Source organism: Demequina sp. NBRC 110057 (assembly GCF_002090175.1).
GTDB lineage: Bacteria > Actinomycetota > Actinomycetes > Actinomycetales > Demequinaceae > Demequina.
This window is the reverse complement of record NZ_BBRN01000003.1, coordinates 560,178-579,823: the sequence shown is the minus strand read 5'-3', so window position 1 is coordinate 579,823 and position 19,646 is coordinate 560,178. Positions and strand designations below refer to the sequence as shown.

Annotated in this window: 18 protein-coding genes; 8 read left to right on the top strand and 10 right to left on the bottom strand. The window is 71.9% G+C overall.

Annotated elements, in window-relative coordinates; all coding sequences use genetic code 11:
* The first annotated feature begins 93 nt into the window (after positions 1-93).
* Positions 94-612, top strand: coding sequence for a hypothetical protein (locus B7K26_RS02635; RefSeq protein WP_084077117.1), 519 nt, complete (start codon positions 94-96; stop codon positions 610-612).
* 1 nt (position 613) lies between these two features.
* Here B7K26_RS02635 and B7K26_RS02630 read toward each other — a convergent pair whose 3' ends face one another.
* Positions 614-820: a helix-turn-helix domain-containing protein gene (locus B7K26_RS02630; RefSeq protein ID WP_084077116.1), complete on the bottom strand. Its 207-nt coding sequence runs from the start codon at positions 818-820 to the stop codon at positions 614-616.
* A 117-nt stretch (positions 821-937) separates the two neighbouring features.
* Here B7K26_RS02630 and B7K26_RS02625 point away from each other — a divergent pair, with 117 nt between their 5' ends.
* From B7K26_RS02625 to B7K26_RS02615, 3 genes are read left to right on the top strand one after another with little or no spacing between them, the layout of a single operon-like run.
* Positions 938-1,564, top strand: coding sequence for an SAF domain-containing protein (locus tag B7K26_RS02625; protein ID WP_084077115.1), 627 nt, complete (start codon positions 938-940; stop codon positions 1,562-1,564).
* Positions 1,565-1,575: 11 nt separating this feature from the next.
* Positions 1,576-2,802, top strand: a complete 1,227-nt coding sequence (locus tag B7K26_RS02620) for a hypothetical protein (RefSeq protein ID WP_084077114.1) — start codon at positions 1,576-1,578, stop codon at positions 2,800-2,802.
* A gap of 4 nt (positions 2,803-2,806) precedes the next feature.
* Positions 2,807-3,256 (top strand): DUF6912 family protein, encoded by a 450-nt coding sequence (locus tag B7K26_RS02615; RefSeq protein ID WP_084077113.1) that lies wholly within the window; start codon positions 2,807-2,809, stop codon positions 3,254-3,256.
* A 3-nt stretch (positions 3,257-3,259) separates the two neighbouring features.
* On the opposite strand, the gene B7K26_RS02610 is transcribed toward B7K26_RS02615, so the two are convergent.
* Positions 3,260-4,051 (bottom strand): inositol monophosphatase family protein, encoded by a 792-nt coding sequence (locus B7K26_RS02610; RefSeq protein WP_084077112.1) that lies wholly within the window; start codon positions 4,049-4,051, stop codon positions 3,260-3,262.
* A 236-nt stretch (positions 4,052-4,287) separates the two neighbouring features.
* On the opposite strand from B7K26_RS02610, the gene B7K26_RS02605 reads away from it, so the two are divergent.
* On the top strand, positions 4,288-7,986 hold the full coding sequence (locus B7K26_RS02605) for a carbohydrate-binding protein (RefSeq protein ID WP_084077111.1): 3,699 nt from the start codon (positions 4,288-4,290) through the stop codon (positions 7,984-7,986).
* Positions 7,987-8,058: 72 nt separating this feature from the next.
* Here the strand turns inward: B7K26_RS02605 and rsgA are convergent, their stop codons facing one another.
* From rsgA to B7K26_RS02590, 3 genes are read right to left on the bottom strand one after another with little or no spacing between them, the layout of a single operon-like run.
* Positions 8,059-9,081 carry a ribosome small subunit-dependent GTPase A gene (rsgA, locus tag B7K26_RS02600; RefSeq protein WP_084077110.1) on the bottom strand — a complete coding sequence of 341 codons (1,023 nt, stop codon included), beginning with the start codon at positions 9,079-9,081 and terminating at the stop codon, positions 8,059-8,061.
* The gene (gene aroA / locus B7K26_RS02595) at positions 9,078-10,406 is read right to left on the bottom strand and encodes a 3-phosphoshikimate 1-carboxyvinyltransferase (RefSeq protein ID WP_084077109.1); all 1,329 of its coding nucleotides are present in this window, start codon (positions 10,404-10,406) and stop codon (positions 9,078-9,080) included. The genes rsgA and aroA overlap by 4 nt, the downstream gene beginning before the upstream one ends.
* Entirely contained in the window at positions 10,403-10,906 is a 504-nt protein-coding gene (locus B7K26_RS02590) for a hypothetical protein (RefSeq protein WP_084077108.1), read from the bottom strand. The genes aroA and B7K26_RS02590 overlap by 4 nt, the downstream gene beginning before the upstream one ends.
* A 177-nt stretch (positions 10,907-11,083) precedes the next feature.
* On the opposite strand from B7K26_RS02590, the gene B7K26_RS02585 reads away from it, so the two are divergent.
* A complete protein-coding gene (locus tag B7K26_RS02585; RefSeq protein ID WP_234998661.1) occupies positions 11,084-11,686 on the top strand; it encodes a sigma-70 family RNA polymerase sigma factor in 603 nt (200 codons plus the stop codon).
* On the top strand, positions 11,686-11,922 hold the full coding sequence (gene rsrA, locus B7K26_RS02580; protein WP_084077106.1) for a mycothiol system anti-sigma-R factor: 237 nt from the start codon (positions 11,686-11,688) through the stop codon (positions 11,920-11,922). Before B7K26_RS02585 ends, rsrA begins: the two co-directional genes overlap by 1 nt.
* A gap of 105 nt (positions 11,923-12,027) precedes the next feature.
* Here the strand turns inward: rsrA and B7K26_RS13225 are convergent, their stop codons facing one another.
* Entirely contained in the window at positions 12,028-12,102 is a 75-nt protein-coding gene (locus B7K26_RS13225; RefSeq protein ID WP_371327667.1) for a 50S ribosomal protein bL37, read from the bottom strand.
* A gap of 125 nt (positions 12,103-12,227) precedes the next feature.
* Here B7K26_RS13225 and B7K26_RS02575 point away from each other — a divergent pair, with 125 nt between their 5' ends.
* Positions 12,228-13,319, top strand: a complete 1,092-nt coding sequence (locus B7K26_RS02575) for a type IV pilus twitching motility protein PilT (RefSeq protein ID WP_234998660.1) — start codon at positions 12,228-12,230, stop codon at positions 13,317-13,319.
* On the opposite strand, the gene B7K26_RS02570 is transcribed toward B7K26_RS02575, so the two are convergent.
* From B7K26_RS02570 to B7K26_RS02555, 4 genes are all read right to left on the bottom strand, one after another.
* Entirely contained in the window at positions 13,316-13,924 is a 609-nt protein-coding gene (locus B7K26_RS02570; RefSeq protein WP_084077104.1) for a GDSL-type esterase/lipase family protein, read from the bottom strand. The two genes, B7K26_RS02575 and B7K26_RS02570, sit on opposite strands and share 4 nt — an antisense overlap.
* Positions 13,921-17,820, bottom strand: coding sequence for a multifunctional oxoglutarate decarboxylase/oxoglutarate dehydrogenase thiamine pyrophosphate-binding subunit/dihydrolipoyllysine-residue succinyltransferase subunit (locus B7K26_RS02565; protein WP_234998659.1), 3,900 nt, complete (start codon positions 17,818-17,820; stop codon positions 13,921-13,923). Before B7K26_RS02565 ends, B7K26_RS02570 begins: the two co-directional genes overlap by 4 nt.
* A gap of 104 nt (positions 17,821-17,924) precedes the next feature.
* Entirely contained in the window at positions 17,925-18,731 is an 807-nt protein-coding gene (locus B7K26_RS02560) for a hypothetical protein (protein WP_084077103.1), read from the bottom strand.
* Positions 18,728-19,642 (bottom strand): ABC transporter ATP-binding protein, encoded by a 915-nt coding sequence (locus tag B7K26_RS02555; RefSeq protein ID WP_084077102.1) that lies wholly within the window; start codon positions 19,640-19,642, stop codon positions 18,728-18,730. The genes B7K26_RS02560 and B7K26_RS02555 overlap by 4 nt, the downstream gene beginning before the upstream one ends.
* Positions 19,643-19,646: the final 4 nt, after the last annotated feature.

Below are 19,646 nucleotides of genomic sequence, written 5' to 3'. Positions count from 1 at the left end.
TGATGCCTTTTAATGTTCTTAGGTCTACCTTGGTCGGCCGGGCCTGTCCACCGGAACCCGTCAACGGTGGACAGCGGTCGCTAGCGTGGGGCCATGCGATGGGATGCGCTCTTCGCCGACATGGCGGGACGGCTCGACGCCGACGAGGCGGCGCAGTGGCGTGCCGAGGTGTCGGCGCGCGAACGCTCCGAGCGTGCGAGTGTCACGCTCGCCGACCGTTGCGCCGCGGCGCTCGGCGCGACGGTCCGGCTGCGCACTGTCGACGGCGCCTGGTGCCAGGGCGACCTAAGGGATGTGGCGGACGAGTGGGTGTTGATGGGGGACGATCTCGGGCGCGAGCACGTCATCCCGCTGAGGGCCGTCGACGCCGTCGAGGGTCTGGGTGCCGCCGCCGCGCACCGGGGCGCGGTCGAGCGGCGTCTCACCCTCGCGCATGCGCTGCGCGCCCTCGCCCGCGATCGGGCGCGAGTGTCGGTTGTGACCAGGACTGGTCAGGCGGCGGGGCTCGTCGTCGCCGTCGGGGCCGACCACGCGGACGTCGCGGACAGGGCGGCGACCGTGACGGTGCCGTTGGTCGCGATCGTGCGCGTCAGCTCCCAGGACGCGCGCTGAGTCAGGCGTCCTTGGCGATGCGGGCGCGCGAGGCGGCGTACTGCCGCTCGATGTAGGCCTCGAGCTCGGTCTCCTCGACCCGCCACACGCCGCGGCCGCCCACCTGGATGGCCGCGAGTTCTCCGCTGCGCACCAGCGAGTACGCCTGCTGCGAGGAGATGTTGAGGACCTCCTGCACATCCTCGATCTTCAGGAAGCGCGGTGACATGCCGTCATTGTGTCACGGCGCCCCGGCGCCCCCGCGACTTGTCCACAGCGGTTGCCTGGCGCCGCCCGACGGGGCATTCTTACGAGGCATCGGGCGGAATCCACCGGGGGGTCAGTCATGAACGATGCCGGGCCGATCGTGGGGCGCCTGCGCCGCCCCACCTGGCGCGATCCTCGGCTGCTCATCGGCGTCGCCCTGATCGCGTTGTCGGTGGTGGCGGTGTCCCTCATCGTGCGGTCGTCCGATGCTACGGCTCCCTTCTACGCGGCACGCGACACCCTCCCTCCCGGCACCGTGGTGAGCGCCGACGACCTGGTGGTGGCGCATGTGCGCGTCTCGGCCGAGGACTACGTGGCGGCGGACGGCGAGCCGCCCGTCGGCGCGGTCGTCACCCGCACCGTGGGCGAGGGTGAGCTGGTGCCTGCCTCCGCCCTGACCGCGGAGGGCGATGCAGAGGTGCGCGCCGTGGCGGTGACGACCGCCCTCCCGCTCGACGGCGGCATCGGCACCGGATCCGTGGTCGACGTGTGGCTCACGACCCTCGACGACGCGGGCCAGGCCACCACCGTGGCGCTCGGCGAGCAACTCGTGGTGACCGCGGTGGAGGAGGCCGAGGGCGCCTTCGCGGTCGCCGGCGACCAGGTGGTCCACGTCGCCGTCCCCCGCGATGACGTGGCGGCGTTCCTGCAGGCGATCGCCTCGGGAGGGGACGTCACCGTGCTCGGATCGGGCGGCGCGTCGTGAGCGTCCCAGGCGTGATCCTCGCCATTTCCGGCGCGCGCGAGGCCGAGGTGGCGCAGGCGCTTGCCTCGCGACGCGACCTCGCGGTGGTGCGCCGGTGTGCCGACCTCGCCGAGGCGATCGGCGCCGCGCGTGCGGGGGTCGGCGCGCTCGTGGTCGTCTCCGACCACCCGCGCCTGACGCGTGAGGTGGTCGCCGATCTTCGCGGCCAGGCGGTCAGGGTCGTCGGCCTGCCCAGTACCCCCGAGGCGGGGGAGCAGCTGCGGCGGCTGGGTGTCACTGCCGTGGCCACCCACGACGCCGACGCCTCCACGGTGGCCGATGCCGTCGCATCGGCCCTGTGCGATGAGCCGCCTCCGCCGGTGGCGGCTGCCCCGCCCGCCCCGCCGGCCGCCGGCCGGATCGTCGCGGTGTGGGGGCCCACCGGCGCGCCCGGCCGCACCACTGTCGCCCTCACGGTGGGGGCCGAGCTCGCGTCGCGCGGGTACGAGGTGCTGGTCGCCGATGTCGACACCCACGGCGGTGCGATCGCCCAGGCGTGCGGACTGCTCGACGAGGCGCCCGGCATCGCGGCGCTGGCCAGGATCGCGCAGCACGGCGCGGTGTCCGCCGCCGACGTCGACGTCCACGCCTCCCGCATCGGCCCCGGGCTGCGGGTGGTCACGGGGATTTCGCGCCCGGCTCGGTGGGTGGAGCTTCCCGGCGCGGCGCTCGACGAGGTGTGGGCGGCCATGCGCGAATCCGCGGCGGTCACCGTCATCGACTGCGGCTTCGGCCTCGAGCGCGACGAGGAACTCTCGTATGACACGCGCGCTCCCCAGCGGCACGGAGCGACGCTGTCGGCGCTCGTGGCGGCCGATGCCGTGGTCGCGGTGGGGTCCGCTGAGCCGCTCGGGATTCAGCGCCTCATCCAGGGTTTGGGCGACCTCGCCGAGGCGGGGGTGGCGGCCCCCGTGGTCGCCGTCAACCGAGTGCGTGCCGAGGTCGCCGGCACGCGGCCGGAGGAGGCGGTGGCCGATGCCCTCGCGCGGTACGCGGGCATCGGTCACGTGTGGGCGCTCCCGTGGGACCCGAGGGCGGCCGATGCGGCGACGCTTGCCGGCCGCACGCTCGTGGAACGCGCGCCGCGCTCGCGGCTGAGGCGCGCCATCGCCGGCCTCGCCGGATCGCTCGTGGAGGACGAAACCACGGTGTCCCCGGCGCGGACGCCCGCGCAGGCCTCGCCAGCGCTGTCACACTGACGTCATGCGCGTGTACCTGCCGGCGACCTTCGCGGACCTCGAGCAGATCTCCCGGGGCCTGTTCACCCCGGAGCGGGGCTACGCCCTCACCCATCGGATGCTGGAGATCTCCTCGCTCGACGACGAGGAGGAGATCGCGGAGCAGGTGCGGGACGCCGCAGCGTGGGCGTCGGTCGCGGACCTCGGCTCGCCGCTGCGGGTCGTCATCGTGGCCGACCACCCCCGCGCCGACGTCGAGGAACTGCCGGGAGACCACCCCGCCGCCGTGGCGATCACGGGGCGCGTGGGGCTCGAGGAGATCGCCTGCGCGTTCATCGACGAGCCGGGTGCGGCCGCCGCGGTCGCCGCCGCGGTGACCGGTGACGAGGACGCGCGGGACTCCCTCGACGACCACGACCTGCTGTGGTGGGGCCCCGGCGAGCTCGCCGCGGTTCCCGGACCCGCCGCCGACTGAGCCCTAGGGGCGCAGCGAGTCCACCAACGCCTCGTGAAGCACGCCGTTCGACGCGACAGCGTCGCCGCCGTGCGGCCCGGGGACGCCGGCCAGTGAGGTGAACACGCCGCCGGCCTCCGTGACGATCGGGACGAGCGCCGCCATGTCGTGCAGCGCGAGTTCTGGCTCGAACGCGGCGTCGACCGCGCCCTCGGCGACAAGCATGTAGGACCAGAAGTCCCCGAACGCGCGCGTGCGCCACACGGTGCGTGAGAGCTCGAGGAAGGCGTCGAGGCGGCCCCGCTCCTCCCATCCGGTGAGCGAGGAGTACGAGACGCTCGCCTCCGCCAGGGTGGAGGTGGTCGAGACCCGCAGCGCCGTCGCATCGGCCGGACCCAGGCCGCGCCACGCGCCGTCGCCGACGGCCGCGAACCAGCGGCGCCCGAGCGCCGGGGCGCTCACCACTCCCACGACGGGCTCGCCGTCGACGAGCAGGGCGATCAGCGTCGCCCAGGCGGGCACGCCGCGGATGAAGTTCTTGGTGCCGTCGATGGGGTCCACCACCCACTGGCGCGGGCTGTCGCCGCTCGCGCCGAACTCCTCGCCCAGGATCGCGTCGTCCGGCCGGGCGGCGGCGAGGCGGTCGCGGACGATTCCCTCGGCGGCGCGATCGATGGCGGTCACCGGGGTCTCGTCGGCCTTGAGTTCGACCGCGAGCGAGCCGGGGTCGGCGTTAGCCATGGTGAGGTCGTCCACCTCGTCGGCGATGGCGAGGGCGAGCAGGAGGTCGTCGGCGTGGACTCCGGAGGGCTGCATGGCGTCAGGCTACCGGTGCCGCGTGTGCCGCCCGCCGCCCCCGCCCTCCGTCAAATGGATCCACTTGGTGCGTCTAAGCCGCTAGGCGAACCAAGTGGATCCATCTGACTCGTGAGGGAGGGGCAAAAACGACACTTGACGCCTACGTCGGAATGCGCTTACCGTATGAGAAACCGGTTTCCGACCGTCCTCAACGACGAGGGCGCGGCCGTTCGAGATTCTCAATGGGGAGATTCATGACACCGACCGTCGCACGATTCCGCACGCCGATCGCCGTCCTCACGGCCGCGGCACTGAGCCTCCTGGGCATGACCTCCGCCGCGGCGGCCGGGCCGGACGGGGCGCTCGACGCCTCCGACCTCGCCCCGGGCGCGTACGCCTCCGACACCGTGGTGGGGGACTTCACGCTCCGCGCCACCGCGGCCAAGGGCGTGACCGTCGACGCGAGTGACAGGCTCTCGGACCGCGGCGACGTGTACAGCCAGCGCGTCAAGCTCAACGGCTCGGGCGACTCCGTCCAGCGCTCCGTCGCCTTCAGCGCCGACGGCTCCACCGAGGTCATCGTTCACGCGCGCAGCTCGAGCGGCACCGCTGACCGCGCCCTCGCGTTGTTCGACGCGGCGGGCACGGAGGTGGACCGCGTCCCCGCGCTCGCCGACGACGACGGCGCCCCGATCGTGACCGAGACCCTCGACGTTCCCGCCGCGGGCGAGTACTGGATCGCCTCGCCCTCGTCAGGCGTCAACGTGTACTACCTGCAGCTCGGCGCCGATGCGCCGGTCGACCGTGCCGCGTGGGCCGACGTCGCCGCACCGGTCGTCGACTCCGTCGTGCTCGACCCCGACGACCCCTCCCGCCTGCTCGTCACCGCCACGGGCCTTGTCGGCACCGACGGAGCCGACCTCGCCCGCGCCACCCTGACGGACGCGGCGGGCACCGTCGTCGACCGTGCCCTCAGCGCGACCGACGGGGCATCGTCAAGCCTCGCCCTCACGCCCCCGGCCTCGGGCTCTTACACGGTGCAGGTGGCTCTCACCCGCGCGGGGGAGCCGGACGCACTCGTGTCCGATGCGGTGGCCGCGCCCGCGTTTTCCCTGCCCCTGGCGGGCCCCGAGGTCACCGGCTCCCTCACCACGGCGGTCGCCGCCGGCGCCGCCACCGTGACGCTCGACTGGGCTGCCGTGAAGGAGGCCGAAACCTACTCCGTCGAGGTCGACGGGGGAGACGGCTTCGTCGAGGCCATCGCCGGCGTGGCGGGCACCAGTGCCGACCTCACCGGCCTGACCCCCGGCGCGTCCTATCAGGCGCGCGTCGTCGCCCACCGCGGCGAGGACTCGGCGACGGGGCCGGCGGCTCAGGTCGACGTGGCCGCCGCGGTCGAGCGCTGGCTCAGCGCGGACATCGGCTCCAACGCCGGCACCGGCGGCTCGATCACCGACAACGGCGACGGCACCATCACGTTCGATGCGCGCGCCAGCTCCACCAAGCTCGCCTCCTCCGAGGACGGCTTCCAGTACTTCTACACCGCCGTCGACCCGACCACCGAGAACTTCACCCTGACCGCGACCTTCCACGTCGACGACGCCGCGGCCAAGGACAACCAGTCAGGGTTCGGCGTGATCGCCGTCGACGACCTCGTCGCCGGATCCTCGCCCGACCGCTACTTCAACTCTGCCGGAGCCCTCGTGACCCGCTACGGCGAGGGCACCGCGAGCGTCGTCGACGGCATGCCCGGCGCCCGCTTCGTCAACGGCTACACCGGCGCGACCGACGACAACACCGCCGGCACGCGCGACGCGAGCGGCTCCGAGGTCTTCGACCCTGCCTACCGGGCCGAGGCATCGGGCCCCAAGTTCGCCACGGGCGACACCTACACGCTCTCCCTGCGCCGCTCCAACACCGGCTTCCACGCCGTGTGGGACCGCAGCGCGGACGGGGGCGAGGTGCACGAGGTCATCGAGTACGACCCCAACGCGCTGCTGGTGCAGGACGGCGACACGTTCTACGTCGGCATGGCCGTGGCCCGCAAGATCGCCGTCACCGTCACCGACTGGGAGTTCACCACCATCGACCCCTCCGATGACGAGCCCGCCCAGCCGCGACCCATCGAGCAGGTGCCCACGTCGCTCACGGTCGACGTCACGTCGACCACCCCCGAGCGCGAGCTGGACATCCCGCTCGTGGCCGACTTCTACGGCACCGGCCAGATCCTCGATGCCGACGGCGACGTGGTGGTCGACGGACTCGCCCTCGTCCCCGGGGAGCGGGCGCTCGGCACCGTCGCACTCGAGCCGGGCGAGAACCGCTTCACGGCCCGCGCCATCCCCGACGTCGACCAGCCGCAACTGGGCGAGTTCGAGGACCTCGCGTCGATGGACCCCGTCGACGAGGAGGTCACGGTGACCGTGCGCTCCTACGGCGAGCCCGGCGAGTCCCTGTGGGTCGCCCCCGACGGCGCCGCCGACGGCGACGGCACCCGCACCCGGCCCCTCGACCTCCACACGGCCGTGGCCTTCGCACAGGCCGGGCAGCAGATCGTGCTGGAGGGCGGCACCTACACGCCCACGAGCGCGATCGTCGCCGACCGTGGCCACGACGGCACCGAGGCCGCCCCCATCGTGCTGATGTCCGAGCCCGGTGAGCGCGCCGTGCTCGACCTTTCGGGCTCGTCGGACGGCGGCATCAACCTGCGCGCCGACTGGTGGCACGTGTACAACCTCGAGATCACGGGCTCGCTGGACAAGGCGAAGCCGATGCTCGTGCAGGGCCACCACAACATCGTCGAGCGCGTGGAGTCCCACCACAACCACGACACCGGCATCCAGATCTCCGGGTTGTCGGCAGAGCCGCCGTCGATGTGGCCCTCGGACAACCTGGTGGTGTCCTCGATCGCCCACCACAACGCCGACGCCGGCGGCAACGACGCTGACGGCTTCGCCGCCAAGCTCACCGTGGGCGAGGGGAACGTGTTCCGCTACAACATCGCTCACCACAACATCGACGACGGCTGGGACCTCTACGCCAAGTCCACCACCGGGCCCATCGGCACCGTGGTGGTCGAGGAGTCGGTCGCCTACAACAACGGCTGGCTCACCGAGGACCCGAGCCGCACCGGCGAGGGCAACGGCTTCAAGCTCGGCGGCGAGTCGATGCCCGGAGACCACCTGCTGCGCAACGCCATCAGCTACGGCAATCTCGGCACCGGCGTGACCTCCAACTCCGGTCCCGACGTGCGGCTCGAGGACGTCACCTCCGCCGCCAACGACCGCGGCATCCGCCTCGAGACCAACGCCAAGGTCACGGACTACCGCGCGAGCGGCGTCATCTCCTGGGCCAACCCGCAGGCGGACGTGCTGGGCCTCATCCAGGACGACACGTCGCTGCTGACCGACCCCAGCAACCACTTCGACGGCGCGGGGGTGACCGAGGACTGGTTCGTGTCCAACGACGCCGACGCGCTGACGCCCGAGATCGCCGCCGACGGGTCGATTGAGATGCACGGGCTGTACGAGCTCACCGACGAGGCGGCTGCCGATGCCGGCGCACGCCTGACCGCGAATCCCTCACCCACCGTCATCGAGCTCCTTCCCGAGGTCGCCGGCGCGGAGCCCGGTCCCGATGCCTGGTACCCGTCGACGATCTACGTCGCCGGCGATACGGTGCAGCACGAGGGCACGGTGTACGAGGCGCGCTGGTGGACCAGGGCGCAGGAGCCGGGCGCGAGCCCGTGGGGCCCGTGGGTCGCCGTCGGGACGGCCGATGCCGCTCCCGCGGTGGGCGAGTGCGCCGCCGCGTGGGATGCGGACACCGTGTATCTCCCGGGGGACGCCGTCAGCATCGACGGAGTGACGTACGACGCCCAGTGGTGGACGCGGGGCCAGGAGCCCGGCGCGAGCCCGTGGGGCCCGTGGTCGGCGGTGGCCGCCTGCGCGTAAACCCGTCAGTTGGATCCACTTGGTTCTTTTATCGCCTTAGACGAGACAAATGGATCCATTTGACGGAAAGGGTTAGTAGGCGTCGGCCTCCGCGCGGGCCGTGAGGAGGCGGCGGATCGAGTCCACCCTCGCCTCGCGGTCGGCGTCGCCGGCGGCCCATTCGTCGAGCGCGCAGCCGGCCTCGGCCGACTCGTGCTGGCAGCCGCGCGGGCACCGCTCCGCGGCAGCCTCGGCCACGTCGGGGAACGCCTCCACGAAGTGCTGGGGCTCCACGTGGGCGAGCCCGAAGGTACGCACGCCGGGGGTGTCGATGATGCGCCCGCCGTCGGGGAGGTCGAGCGCCACCGCCGAGGTCGACGTGTGCCTGCCGCGCCCGGTGACGTCGTTGACGTGCCCGGTGGCGCGTCCCGCATCGGGCACGAGCGCGTTGACGAGCGTCGACTTGCCCACTCCCGAGTAACCCACGAGCACCGTGGAGCGGTCCGTGAGCCGCTCGCGCAGCTCCTCGATGCCAGCGATCCGGCGTTCGTCGTCGCCCTCGCGCGTGACGGTCGTGACCAGCACCGTGACCCCCAGCGGCTCGTACGCCGCGCGCAGCGCGTCGCCCGAGGCGAGGTCGCCCTTGGTGAGCACCAGCAGTGCGTCCATGCCGGCGTCCAGCGCGGCGACAAGGCAGCGGTCGATCATGCGCGGGTTGGGGTCCGGGTCCGCCAGCGCGGTGACGATGCCCAGCTGGTGCGCGTTCGCGACGATCACGCGCTCGGTGGGGTCGGTGTCGTCCGCCGTGCGGCGCAGCTCGGTCGCGCGCGGCTCGCGCTTGACGATGCGGCCCAGGGTCCCCGCGGCCCCCGAGATATCGCCGACGACGCCCACGCGGTCGCCGACGACGAGCCCGCGCCTGCCGAGCTCGCGTGCCTTGACGCAGGTCAGCGCCGTGTCGTCATCCAACTCGACCGAGAAGCGTCCGCGGTCGACCCCCACCACCGTGCCGGGGACGGCGTCGGCGTGTGCGGGCCGCTTCTTGGAACGCGGCCGCGAGCCCTTGCCCGGCCTGACCTTGGCGTCGGATTCGTCGTAGCGGCTCCAGTCGCTCACGCGCCGAGCATCTCCGTCCACATCGCCGGGAAGTCGGGCATCGTCTTGGCGGTGGTGCCCACGTGGACCACCTCGGTGCCCGCGACGGCGAGCCCGATGATCGCGGCAAACGTCGCCATGCGGTGGTCGTGGTAGCTCTCCATGGCGGCGGGGGCGAGGCCCGAGGCCGGCAGCCCGTCGAACGTCAGCGAGTCATCGTCCGCGACGCAGCGCCCGCCGATGCGCTCGACCTCGGCAGCGATGGCGGCGAGGCGGTCCGTCTCGTGGCCCCGCAGGTGGCCGATGCCGCTCAGGACCGACCGCGAGGAGGCCAGCGCGCACAGCGCAGCGATGGTCGGCGTGATCTCGCCGGCGGGGGACAGGTCGGCGTCGATGCCAGCGATCCCCGCCGCGCCCCCGGCGCCGAGGCCTGGCGCGCTGACGGACAGCACGTCGCCGTCGAGGGTGCAGGTGGCGCCCATGCGCTCCAGGATCTGCGGGAACAGCGCTCCCGGCTGGGTGGTCTGCGAGGGCCATCCGGGGATGCGCACCGTCCCGCCGGCCACGAGGGGTGCGGCGATGAAGGGCCCCGCGTTGGACAGGTCCGGCTCGACCCGCACGGCGCCAAGCTCCAGGGCGCCGGGGTGGACGATCCAGGTGCGCTCGTCGGGCTGGTCCACGCGCACGCCGGCGGCGCGCAGCGTCTCGCAGGTCATGTCGATGTGCGGAAGGCTCGGCAGCGTGGCGCCGGTGTGACGCACGGTGAGCCCCTGCGGCAGCCGCGCCGCGACCAGCAGCAGTCCGGTGACGAACTGCGAGGAGGCGGACGAGTCGACGTCCACCTCGGCGGGAATCGCCGCCGGGGGAGTGACGGTGAACGGCAGCGTGCCGCGCCCCTCGTCCTCCACGGTGGCGCCGAGCGCCCGCAGCGCGTCGAGCAGCGGACCCATCGGGCGCACGCGCGCCTCGGGGTCGCCGTCGAACGCGACGGGGCCGTCGGCGAGCAGCACCATCGGTGGCACGAAGCGCATGACGGTGCCGGCGAGGCCGCAGAACACGGAGGCGTTGCCGCGCACGGGTCCGGGGGTGACGGTCCACGCGTCGCCCGACGCGTCGACGTCCTGACCCAGCGCGGTCAGCGCGGCGATCATCAGCTCCGAGTCGCGCGACACCAGGCCGCCCCGGATGGTGACCGGGGCATCGGCCATCGCGGCGAGCACCAGGAAACGGTTGGTAAGCGACTTGGACCCCGGCACCTCGACGGTGGCATTCAGGGGTCCGCGCGCGGCAGGGGCGGGCCAGACCTGGCCCGGGCCGGTGCCGCGGGGCAGGTCCGCGGCCGTCACTTCGTCTTGGCGGTCAACTCGGCGCCCTTGCGGGTCTTCTTGGCCTCGACCTGGGCCTTCTTCGCCTTCGCCTTGGCCTTCTTGGCCTTGGCCTTCTCCTTGCGCTTGGGATTGTGCCCGGCGGTGGCGGCGAGCAGCGTGCCGCCCAGGAGGGAGACGTTCTTCAGGAACAGCTCCATCTGCTGCTCCTTCTTGACCTCGTCCGTCTCGAGCCAGAAGGGGCGGCCCACGGCGACGGTCGCCGCGGTGAGGCCCGCAAGCACGAGACCCGCGGTGCGCGGCGTCCGCGACAGCGCGAGCACCGAGGCGGCGGCGATCGTGGCGGCGCCGTGCACCTTGACGAGGTCGGTGGTCTTGACGTCCTCCACCCCCGCCTGCTCGAGCAGCGGCTCCACCACGGGGGCGGCGCGCTCGGCACGCTTCTCGGGCTCGAGGACGGACTGCACTCCTCCGTACACGAACCAGGTGGCCAGCAGCGGTCGGGCGAGATGACGCAACATGCCCCTACGCTACCAACCTGCCCCGACGTACGGGAGGGGGCGGGCGCATCGGGCGTCGTCACCGATCGCGGGAATGGTTCCCCCCGAGGCCGCGTTGGCATCGCCATGACAGCGACGATGACACCGGAGCGGAGCGCCGCCCACGGCGGACCTGCGTCTAGCGTAGGCTCGCGCATCATGAGCGACACCGTGCAGGACTTCGATTTCGAGACCGAGGCGCTGTCGTACATGGACCAGCTCTACGCGGCGGCCCTGCGCATGACGCGCAACGGTGCCGATGCCGAGGACCTGGTCCAGGAGACATACGCCAAGGCGTTTGCGGCGCAGGACAAGTTCACCCCGGGGACCAACCTCAAGGCGTGGCTGTACCGCATCCAGACCAACGCCTTCATCAACACGTATCGCAAGAAGCAGCGTGAGCCCAAGCGCTCCGACGCGGAGAACATCGAGGACTGGCAGCTCGCGGCAGCTGCCGAGCACACCAGCAGCGGGCTCGTGTCCGCCGAGCAGCAGGCCCTCGACATCATCGGCGATGACGACATCAAGCAGGCGCTCGATGCGCTGAGCGAGGACTTCCGCATGGCGGTCTATCTCTCGGACGTCGAGGGCTTCGCCTACAAGGAGATCGCGGAGATCATGGACACCCCGGTGGGTACCGTGATGTCGCGACTTCACCGCGGCAGGAAGCTGCTGCGCGAGAATCTCAAGGAATATGCGGCCGAGCGCGGGTTCACCGACAAGCGACCGGCCGCCCAGAAGGACAGCAAGGGAGGTGCGTGATGCCGGGTAGGGAGTGTGAAGAGGCGCTGGATCGTCTCTTCGAGTACATCGACGACGAGCTTCCCCAGGACGAGCTGCAGCGCATCGGCGCGCACTTGAAGACGTGCCCGCCGTGCGAGGCGGAGCACCAAATCAAGGAGCGCATCAAGAATCTGACGTCCCGCGCGGGCGGTCAGAAGGCACCCGAGGAGATGCGCGCGCGCATCCTCGAGTCCATTCGCTCAGCCAGCGCCTAACATCAGGGCCGATGCGGCCGCATCGGGCGGCCACATCGCCGCCTCAACACGACGAAGCCCGCATCGGATGACCGATGCGGGCTCGTGCGTGCGCGCTACCAGGACTTAGGCGTTGGGACGCTTGCCGTGGTTGGCTCCGCCCTTGGCGCGCGCCTTGCGCTTGCGGCCTCGCTTGCTCATCGGGTTCCCCCTTTCTCACACGGGCTGACGATTCGACCCCCCATCATCCCACACTCGTGTTCACGTGGGCACCGGCGGGTTTACGCTCGCTCAAGAAAGTGCCGTGTGATGCCGATGGAGAAGCCGTGAGCGACCAGCAGCCCGTATCCGTGATCCCGTTCCTGCACGCCCTTGCCTCGACCGGCGGATCGGACCTCCACTGCAAGGTGGGCTCCGCGCCCCGCATCCGCGTCGACGGGCGCCTGCGCAAGCTCCAGGTCCCGCCGCTCACGCCCGCGGACACCCGCAACATGGTCGCGCAGGTGCTTCCCGAGGACCTCGTCGCGCAGTTCCGCGACACCCACGAGGCCGACTTCGCCTTCTCGCTGTCGGGCGTGGGCCGCTTCCGTGTCAACACGTATGTGGCGCGCGGCACCGACTGCCTGGTGTTCCGTCGCGTCGCGGTGGGCGCGACGCCGTGGGAGGAGCTGGGGCTGCCGCAGGTCATCGCCGACCTCGCGCTCGAGCCGCGCGGACTTGTCCTTGTGACCGGCCCCACGGGCTCGGGAAAGACCACCACCCTCGCGTCCATGATCGACCTCGTCAACACGCTGCGCGAGGTCAACATCATCACCATCGAGGACCCGATCGAGGTGCTGCACAAGGACAAGAAGGCGATCATCTCGCAGCGCGAGGTGCGCTCGGACACCCTCGACTTCACGTCGGCGCTGCGCGGCGCCATGCGTCAGGACCCCGACGTCATCCTCATCGGCGAGATGCGTGACATCGAGACCGTGCGCGCCGCCCTGTCTGCCGCCGAGACCGGACACCTGGTGCTCGCGACGCTCCACACCGTCGACGCTCAGGACACCATCAACCGCATCGTCGACTTCTTCACCCCGCACGAGCAGGGGCAGGTGCGCACCGCGGTGGCGGAGACCCTGCGCGGCATCGTTTCCCAGCGCCTCATCCGCAAGGCAGACGGCTCCGGCCGCGCCCCCGCTGTCGAGGTGATGGTCAACCACGGGCGCATCGCCGAGGCCATCATCGACCCCGCGAGCCAGCCGCCCATCATGGACCTCATCGCCGAGGGCGAGTACTACAAGATGCAGACGTTCGACCAGCACCTGTTCCGCCTCGTGGAGGACGGAACCGTGACGCTCGACGACGCGCTGTCCATCGCGTCTCGCCCGCACGACCTCACGGTCGAGCTGCGCAACGCGGGAGTGATCGCCTAGGCCTCGGTGCGGGCGGGCTCGACGCCCAGCCACGAGTGCCACGTGGAGTGCAGCACCAGCCACGCCATGAGGCCGTAGCCGGCCTGCTGCGGAACGGTGCCACCCGAGGCGTCCATGTCCATGGCCCACTGCTCGTGGCGTGCGAGCGGCCCGTACATGTCGATGAACGGCACGTCGCGGCGCGCGGCAGCCTCCTCGGTGAGGGCGGCGTACTCCGCGATGGAGCGCTTGTCGGCCGCCGCGATGGGCGGCGGGCCGGCGATCATCGCACGGAAGCCCAGCCCGGAGGCGCGGTCGAGCGTGTTCGCGAGGTGCAGCCGCGTCATGGTGGGGGACACTCCCCGCTCCACGTCGTGGCGGCCGAGGGCGAACAGGACGAAGTTCTGCGAGCCGCCGACGCCGTCGGGGCCCACGCGCCTGAGCGCCTCCTCGTCCCAGCGGCTCGACAGCTCTGCCGTGGTCTCGCCGGGCACGGCGAGAGTGTGGAAGCGCAGGTCCTCCGCGAGCGGCTGGGTGCGCGCCGCGACGCGGCCGGTCCAGCCCAGCGCCTTGGGGTCGCCCTGGCCGGCGACCAGCTCGTCGCCCACGAAGAACACGTTTCTCATCGAGTGAGGGCCCTTTCCACGAGGTCGGCCTGCTCGGCCTGGTGGCGCGAGCTGAGGCCGGAGGCGGGGGAGGCCGATGCCGGGCGGGTGACACCTCGGACATCTCGGCCGATGACCTGCGGCAGCGCGTGCGCGAGGTATGTCCACGCACCCTGGTTGCGCGGCTCCTCCTGCACCCACAGCAGCTCGGCGTCGCCGTAGGGGGCGAGCGCCTCCTTGAGGCCGTCGTGGTCGAGCGGGTAGAGCTGCTCGAGGCGGACGATCGCGGTCGAGGTGTCGCCCTCCTTGTCGCGCTTGGCGGCGAGGTCGTAGTAGACCTTGCCCGCGCACAGCAGCACGCGCGTCACGCCCGCGGGGTCGACGGTGTCGCCGATGACGGGGCGGAACGTGCCGGTCGTGAAGTCCTCGACGTCCGACTGGGCAGCGCGCAGGCGCAGCATCGACTTCGGGGTGAAGACCACGAGCGGGCGGCGCGGGCGCTGGTAGGCCTGGCGGCGCAGCAGGTGGAAGTACGACGCGGGGGTCGACGGCATCGCCGCGATCATGTTGTCCTCGGCGCACAGCTGGAGGAAGCGCTCGGGGCGCGCCGACGAGTGATCGGGTCCCTGCCCCTCGTAGCCGTGCGGAAGGAGCAGGACGACGGAGGACGACTGTCCCCACTTCTGCTCGGCCGAGGAGATGAACTCGTCAATGATGGTCTGAGCGCCGTTGACGAAGTCGCCGAACTGCGCCTCCCACAGCGTCAGCGCGTCGGGGCGCTCCACCGAGTAGCCGTACTCGAAGCCGAGGCAGGCGTACTCGGACAGCGACGAGTCGTAGATGTGCAGGCGCGCCTGGTCCGAGGCGAGGTACTGCAGTGGCGTCCACTCGGCGCCGGTGGCGCGGTCGTGGAAGACGGCGTGACGCTGCACGAAGGTGCCGCGGCGCGCGTCCTGGCCCGCGAGGCGCACGGGGACGCCCTCCTGCAGCAGCGAGCCGAAGGCGAGGATCTCGCCGTAGCCCCAGTCGATGCCGCCCTCGCGGCTCATGCCCTCGCGGCGCTCGAGCAGCTTCGCGAGCTTGGGGTGCACAGCGAAGCCCTCGGGCGGACGCGTGTGGGCGCGGCCGATGCGCTCAACCTGGCCCTGCGAGACGGCGGTCTGCCATCCCACCATGACGCCGGCATCGGACGACTGCGAGCTGGGAAGCTCGAGGCCGGAGATGGACTCGGTGTCGGTGCCGGTAAAGCCCTCGCGGGTCTCCAGGAACACGCGCTCAAGCTGGGCGAGGTAGTCCTGCGAGACCGCCTCGGCCTCCTCCTCCGTGATATCGCCGCGACGGATCAGCGCCTCGGTGTAGAGGTGGCGCACAGAGCGCTTGCCCTCGATAAGGTCGTACATGCGCGGCTGCGTCATCGAGGGGTCGTCTCCCTCGTTGTGGCCGCGGCGGCGGTAGCAAACCATGTCGATGATGACGTCGCGCCCGAACGCCTCGCGGTACTCGAACGCGAGCTGCGCGGCGCGGACTACTGACTCGGGGTCGTCGCCATTCACGTGGAAGATGGGGATCTGGTAGCCCTTGGCGAGGTCAGTGCAGTAGCGCGTGGAGCGCGAGTCGCCGGGGCCGGTGGTGAAGCCCACCTGGTTGTTGATGATGACGTGGACAGTGCCGCCGGTCTTGTAGCCGCGCAGGCCCGACAGGTTGATGGTCTCCATGACGACGCCCTGGCCGGCGAACGCCGCGTCGCCGTGCACCAGCACGGGAAGCACGGGGTAGCCGTCGGTCGTCGGGTCGGCGCCCAGCTGGTCGAGCTTGGCGCGCACGATGCCCTCGAGGACCGGGTTGACGGCCTCCAGGTGCGACGGGTTCGCGGCGAGGTAGACGTTGGTGGTCGCGCCGGACTCGGCGGTGAAGGTGCCCTCGGTGCCGAGGTGGTACTTCACGTCGCCAGAGCCCTGGACCGAGCCGGGCACGGCGGTGCCGTCGAACTCGGAGAAGATCTGCGAGTAGGACTTGCCCGCGAGGTTGGCCAGCACGTTGAGGCGGCCGCGGTGGGCCATGCCGATGCAGACCTCCTGGATGCCGGCCTCGGCCGCCGAGGACATCACGGCGTCCAGCAGCGGGATGAGCGACTCTCCGCCCTCGAGCGAGAAGCGCTTCTGGCCCACGTACTTGGTCTGCAGGAACGCCTCGAAGGCCTCGGCGGCGTTCAGGCGGCGCAGGATGCGCAGGTGCTCCTCGGGGGCGGGCTTGGTGTAGCTCACCTCGAGGCGCTCCTGCAGCCACGCGCGCTGCGTGCGGTCAGCGATGTGCATGTACTCGACGCCGATGGTGCGGCAGTACGCGTCGCGAAGACGCCCCAGGACCTCGCGCATCTTCCAGCGGTCCTTGCCGCCAAAGTCGCCGGTGGCGTAGGTGCGGTCGAGGTCCCACAGGGTGAGGCCGTGGGTCTGCACGTCGAGGTCGGGGTGCTTGCGGATGCGCGTCGACAGGGGGTCGACGTCGGCCATGAGGTGTCCGCGCGAGCGGTAGGCGTGGATGAGCTCCGCGATGCGCGCCGGCTTGGCGGCCTCCGCGGTCTCGTCGGTCGCGGCGTCCTGCACCCAGCGCACGGGCTCGTAGGGCACGCGCAGCGCCGTGAAGACGCGGTCGAAGAAGCCGTCGAGGCCCAGCAGCTTCTTGTGCACGGCGGCGAGGAACTCGCCCGACTGCGCGCCCTGGATGACGCGGTGGTCGTACGTCGAGGTGAGCGTCATGACCTTGGACACGCCAAGGCGAGTGACAGTGTCGAAGGAGGCGCCCTGGAACTCGGCGGAGTAGTCCATGGCGCCGACGCCGATGATGGTGCCCTGGCCCTGCATGAGGCGCGGCACCGAGTGGACGGTGCCGATGGTGCCGGGGTTGGTCAGCGTGATGGTGGTGCCCTGGAAATCTGCCGCCTGCAGCGAGCCGGCCCTGGCGCGCTTGACGACGTCCTCGTAGGCGGCCCAGAACTCGGCGAAGTCCATCGCGTCGGCGTCCTTGACGTTCGGCACCAGCAGCTGGCGCGAGCCGTCGGGCTTGGCGAGGTCGATCGCGAGGCCAAAGTTCACGTGCTCGGGAGTGACGACGGCGGGCTTGCCGTCCTCGACCGCGTACGCGGCGTTCATCGCGGGAAGCTCGGCCAGGGCCTCGACGATCGCGAAGCCGATGAGGTGCGTGAACGACACCTTGCCGCCGCGCGTACGCGACAGGTGGTTGTTGATCACGATGCGGTTGTCCATGATCAGCTTCGCCGGCACCGAGCGCACGGACGTCGCGGTCGGGACCTGGAGCGAGGCCTCCATGTTGGTGACGACCTTGGCGGCGGGGCCGCGCAGGCGCTCGACGCCGCTCTTGACGTCCTTGGCGCTCAGCAGCTGGTGCTCGTCGCGCTGCAGGTAGGCGGCGAAGGGCGCCTGGGCCGTGGCGATGGGCTGCGTCGGCGGGTTATCGCCGTCCTCAGCGGCAGGCGACGCTGCGGGGCTCGGGGCCGATGCCGGGGTCGCGCCGGAGGCGGCGGCGGGGGACGGCGTCGCGGGCTCCGCCTGCGGGGCGGGTGCGGACGGCGAGGCCGCAGCCGACGGCGCGGCGGCCGGCTGCGCCGGGGTCGCCGCGGAGCGCGCTGCCGACGCGTCGGTCGAGGCGGGGGCGATGGTGAAGGTGCGGGCCGACTCGTGGCTCGCGGGCGACGGGGCGGAGGCCTCGGCGCGGGCCGGCGGTTCGTCGCCCGCGGTCACGCGCTCGCCTGCGTCGGCGGCGGGGACCTGCGAAGGCTTGGGGGGTGCGACGCTCGGCTCACTCGAGCCGCCCACGATCAACGACGCGACCGAGGGCGCGTCGGCGGGGCGGGAGACGGTGGTGCGTTCGATGTCAGGCGAGGAGGTGTCGGTGGACACGTCGGGACCGCTCGCTTTCTTGGCGCTGTAGCGTCAGATACGTCAGTGTGATCGTGCCCCAGCCTAGTCGCACCGCGGGGGTGGTCGACACCTGACGCGCGTCGTCAGGACAGGTCGCGGCGGAACGTGACGAGCCACCCGACGAGCGCGGCGATCGCCCCGTACGCCACGAGCACCGCGAACCCTGCCCACGGCGCGAGGAGGTCGGCGCTGCCGGTGCTCGAATAGAACGACGCGCCGACCATGGCGTCGCCGGCCGCGCCGGGCAGGTAGGCGGCGACCCCGGCGAGCGGCTCGATGAGGCTCAGCACGAGGCGCAGGATGGGCTCCACCAGCTGGGTCCAGCCGATGAGCGCGACGATGACCACCACCTGGTGCGGCACCGCGGCGCCGAGCCCGACGCCGACGACGCCCCACGCCGTGAGCGCGACCACTCCCATGCCGAGCGAGCCCCACATGGCGGGGTCGTCGAGGTAGGTGGGGGAGTCGGCGAGAGCGAGCCCCGCCGCGCCCGTCGCCACGGCGGCCGCCATCCCTGCCAGCCCGAACAGCGCCGCGAACGGCAGAACCGCCACGAGCTTGGCGCCGATGATGCGCCCGCGGTGCGGGTCGGCGAGCACGGTGGTGTCGATGGTGCGGTGACGCATCTCGCCGGTCACGGCGAGCGCGCCGAGGATCGCGGGGAACACGTAGCCGAACGACACCGCGAGGCCGTAGATGGTGGTGGCCATGGCGCGCGGGTCCATGCCGGCGGAGACGTCGGACGAGCTCCCGAGCTCGTCGGCGAAGGCGAAGGAGAAGGCCACCACGCCGGCCATGAAGCCCGAGCCGACGACCATGCAGGCGAGCAGCACCCACCACAGCCGGGTGGTCGAGATCTTGCGGACCTCGGACAGCAGCGCGGCGGTCATCGGGCCACCCCCGCGGGCTCGAGCGGCGCGGTGAGTCTGAGGAACAGGTCCTCGAGGCTCTCGCCCTCCTCGCTCAGGCCGTGCACCTCGAGGCCGTCCGCGAAGGCCGCGGCGCCCACCTCGGCAGCGGTGACCCCCGCGACGCGGGCGCGGTTGGCGGTCTCGACGGTGGCCGCCTCGTCGTAGCGGCCGCGCACGAAAGCCGCGAGCCGCTCCGCGTCCGGCGAGCGTAGCGTCACGCCGGGGCGCGTCATGGCCCGCAGCTCGTCAAGCGACGACTCGTGACGCAGGCGGCCGCCCGCGATGATGACCACGTCGTCGACCGTCTGCTCCACCTCGCTCAGGAGGTGAGAACTGAGCAGGACGGTGCCCCCGGCATCGGCGAAGTCCCTGAGGAAGGTGCGCAGCCACCGGATGCCGGCGGGGTCGAGGCCGTTGGCCGATTCGTCCAGCACCAACACGCTCGGGTCGCCAAGCAGCGCTGTCGCGAGCCCCAGACGCTGGCGCATGCCCAGCGAGTAGCCGCCCACCCTGCGGCGTGCGGCATCGGTCATCCCCACCATGGCGAGCACCTCGTCGCAGCGCGCGTCGTCGACCCCGACCACCGGCGCGTACACGCGCAGGTGGTCCCGCGCCGTGCGGCCGGGATGGAAGGCGCCCTCGAAGTGCGCCCCGATGGTCGCCGCCGGCCGCGCGATCGCCGCGTACGGGCGGCCGCCGATGCTGGCCTCGCCCGCCGTCGCCGTCGCGAGTCCCACGAGGATGCGCAGGGTCGTGGACTTGCCGGCGCCGTTGGGTCCCAGGAAGCCGGTCACGCGGCCCGGCCGCGCGGTAAAGGTCAGGTCGTCGACAGCGGTCACGTCGCCGTAGCTCTTGGTGAGTCCGCGGACCTCGATGGGGTGGGCGTGCACGGCG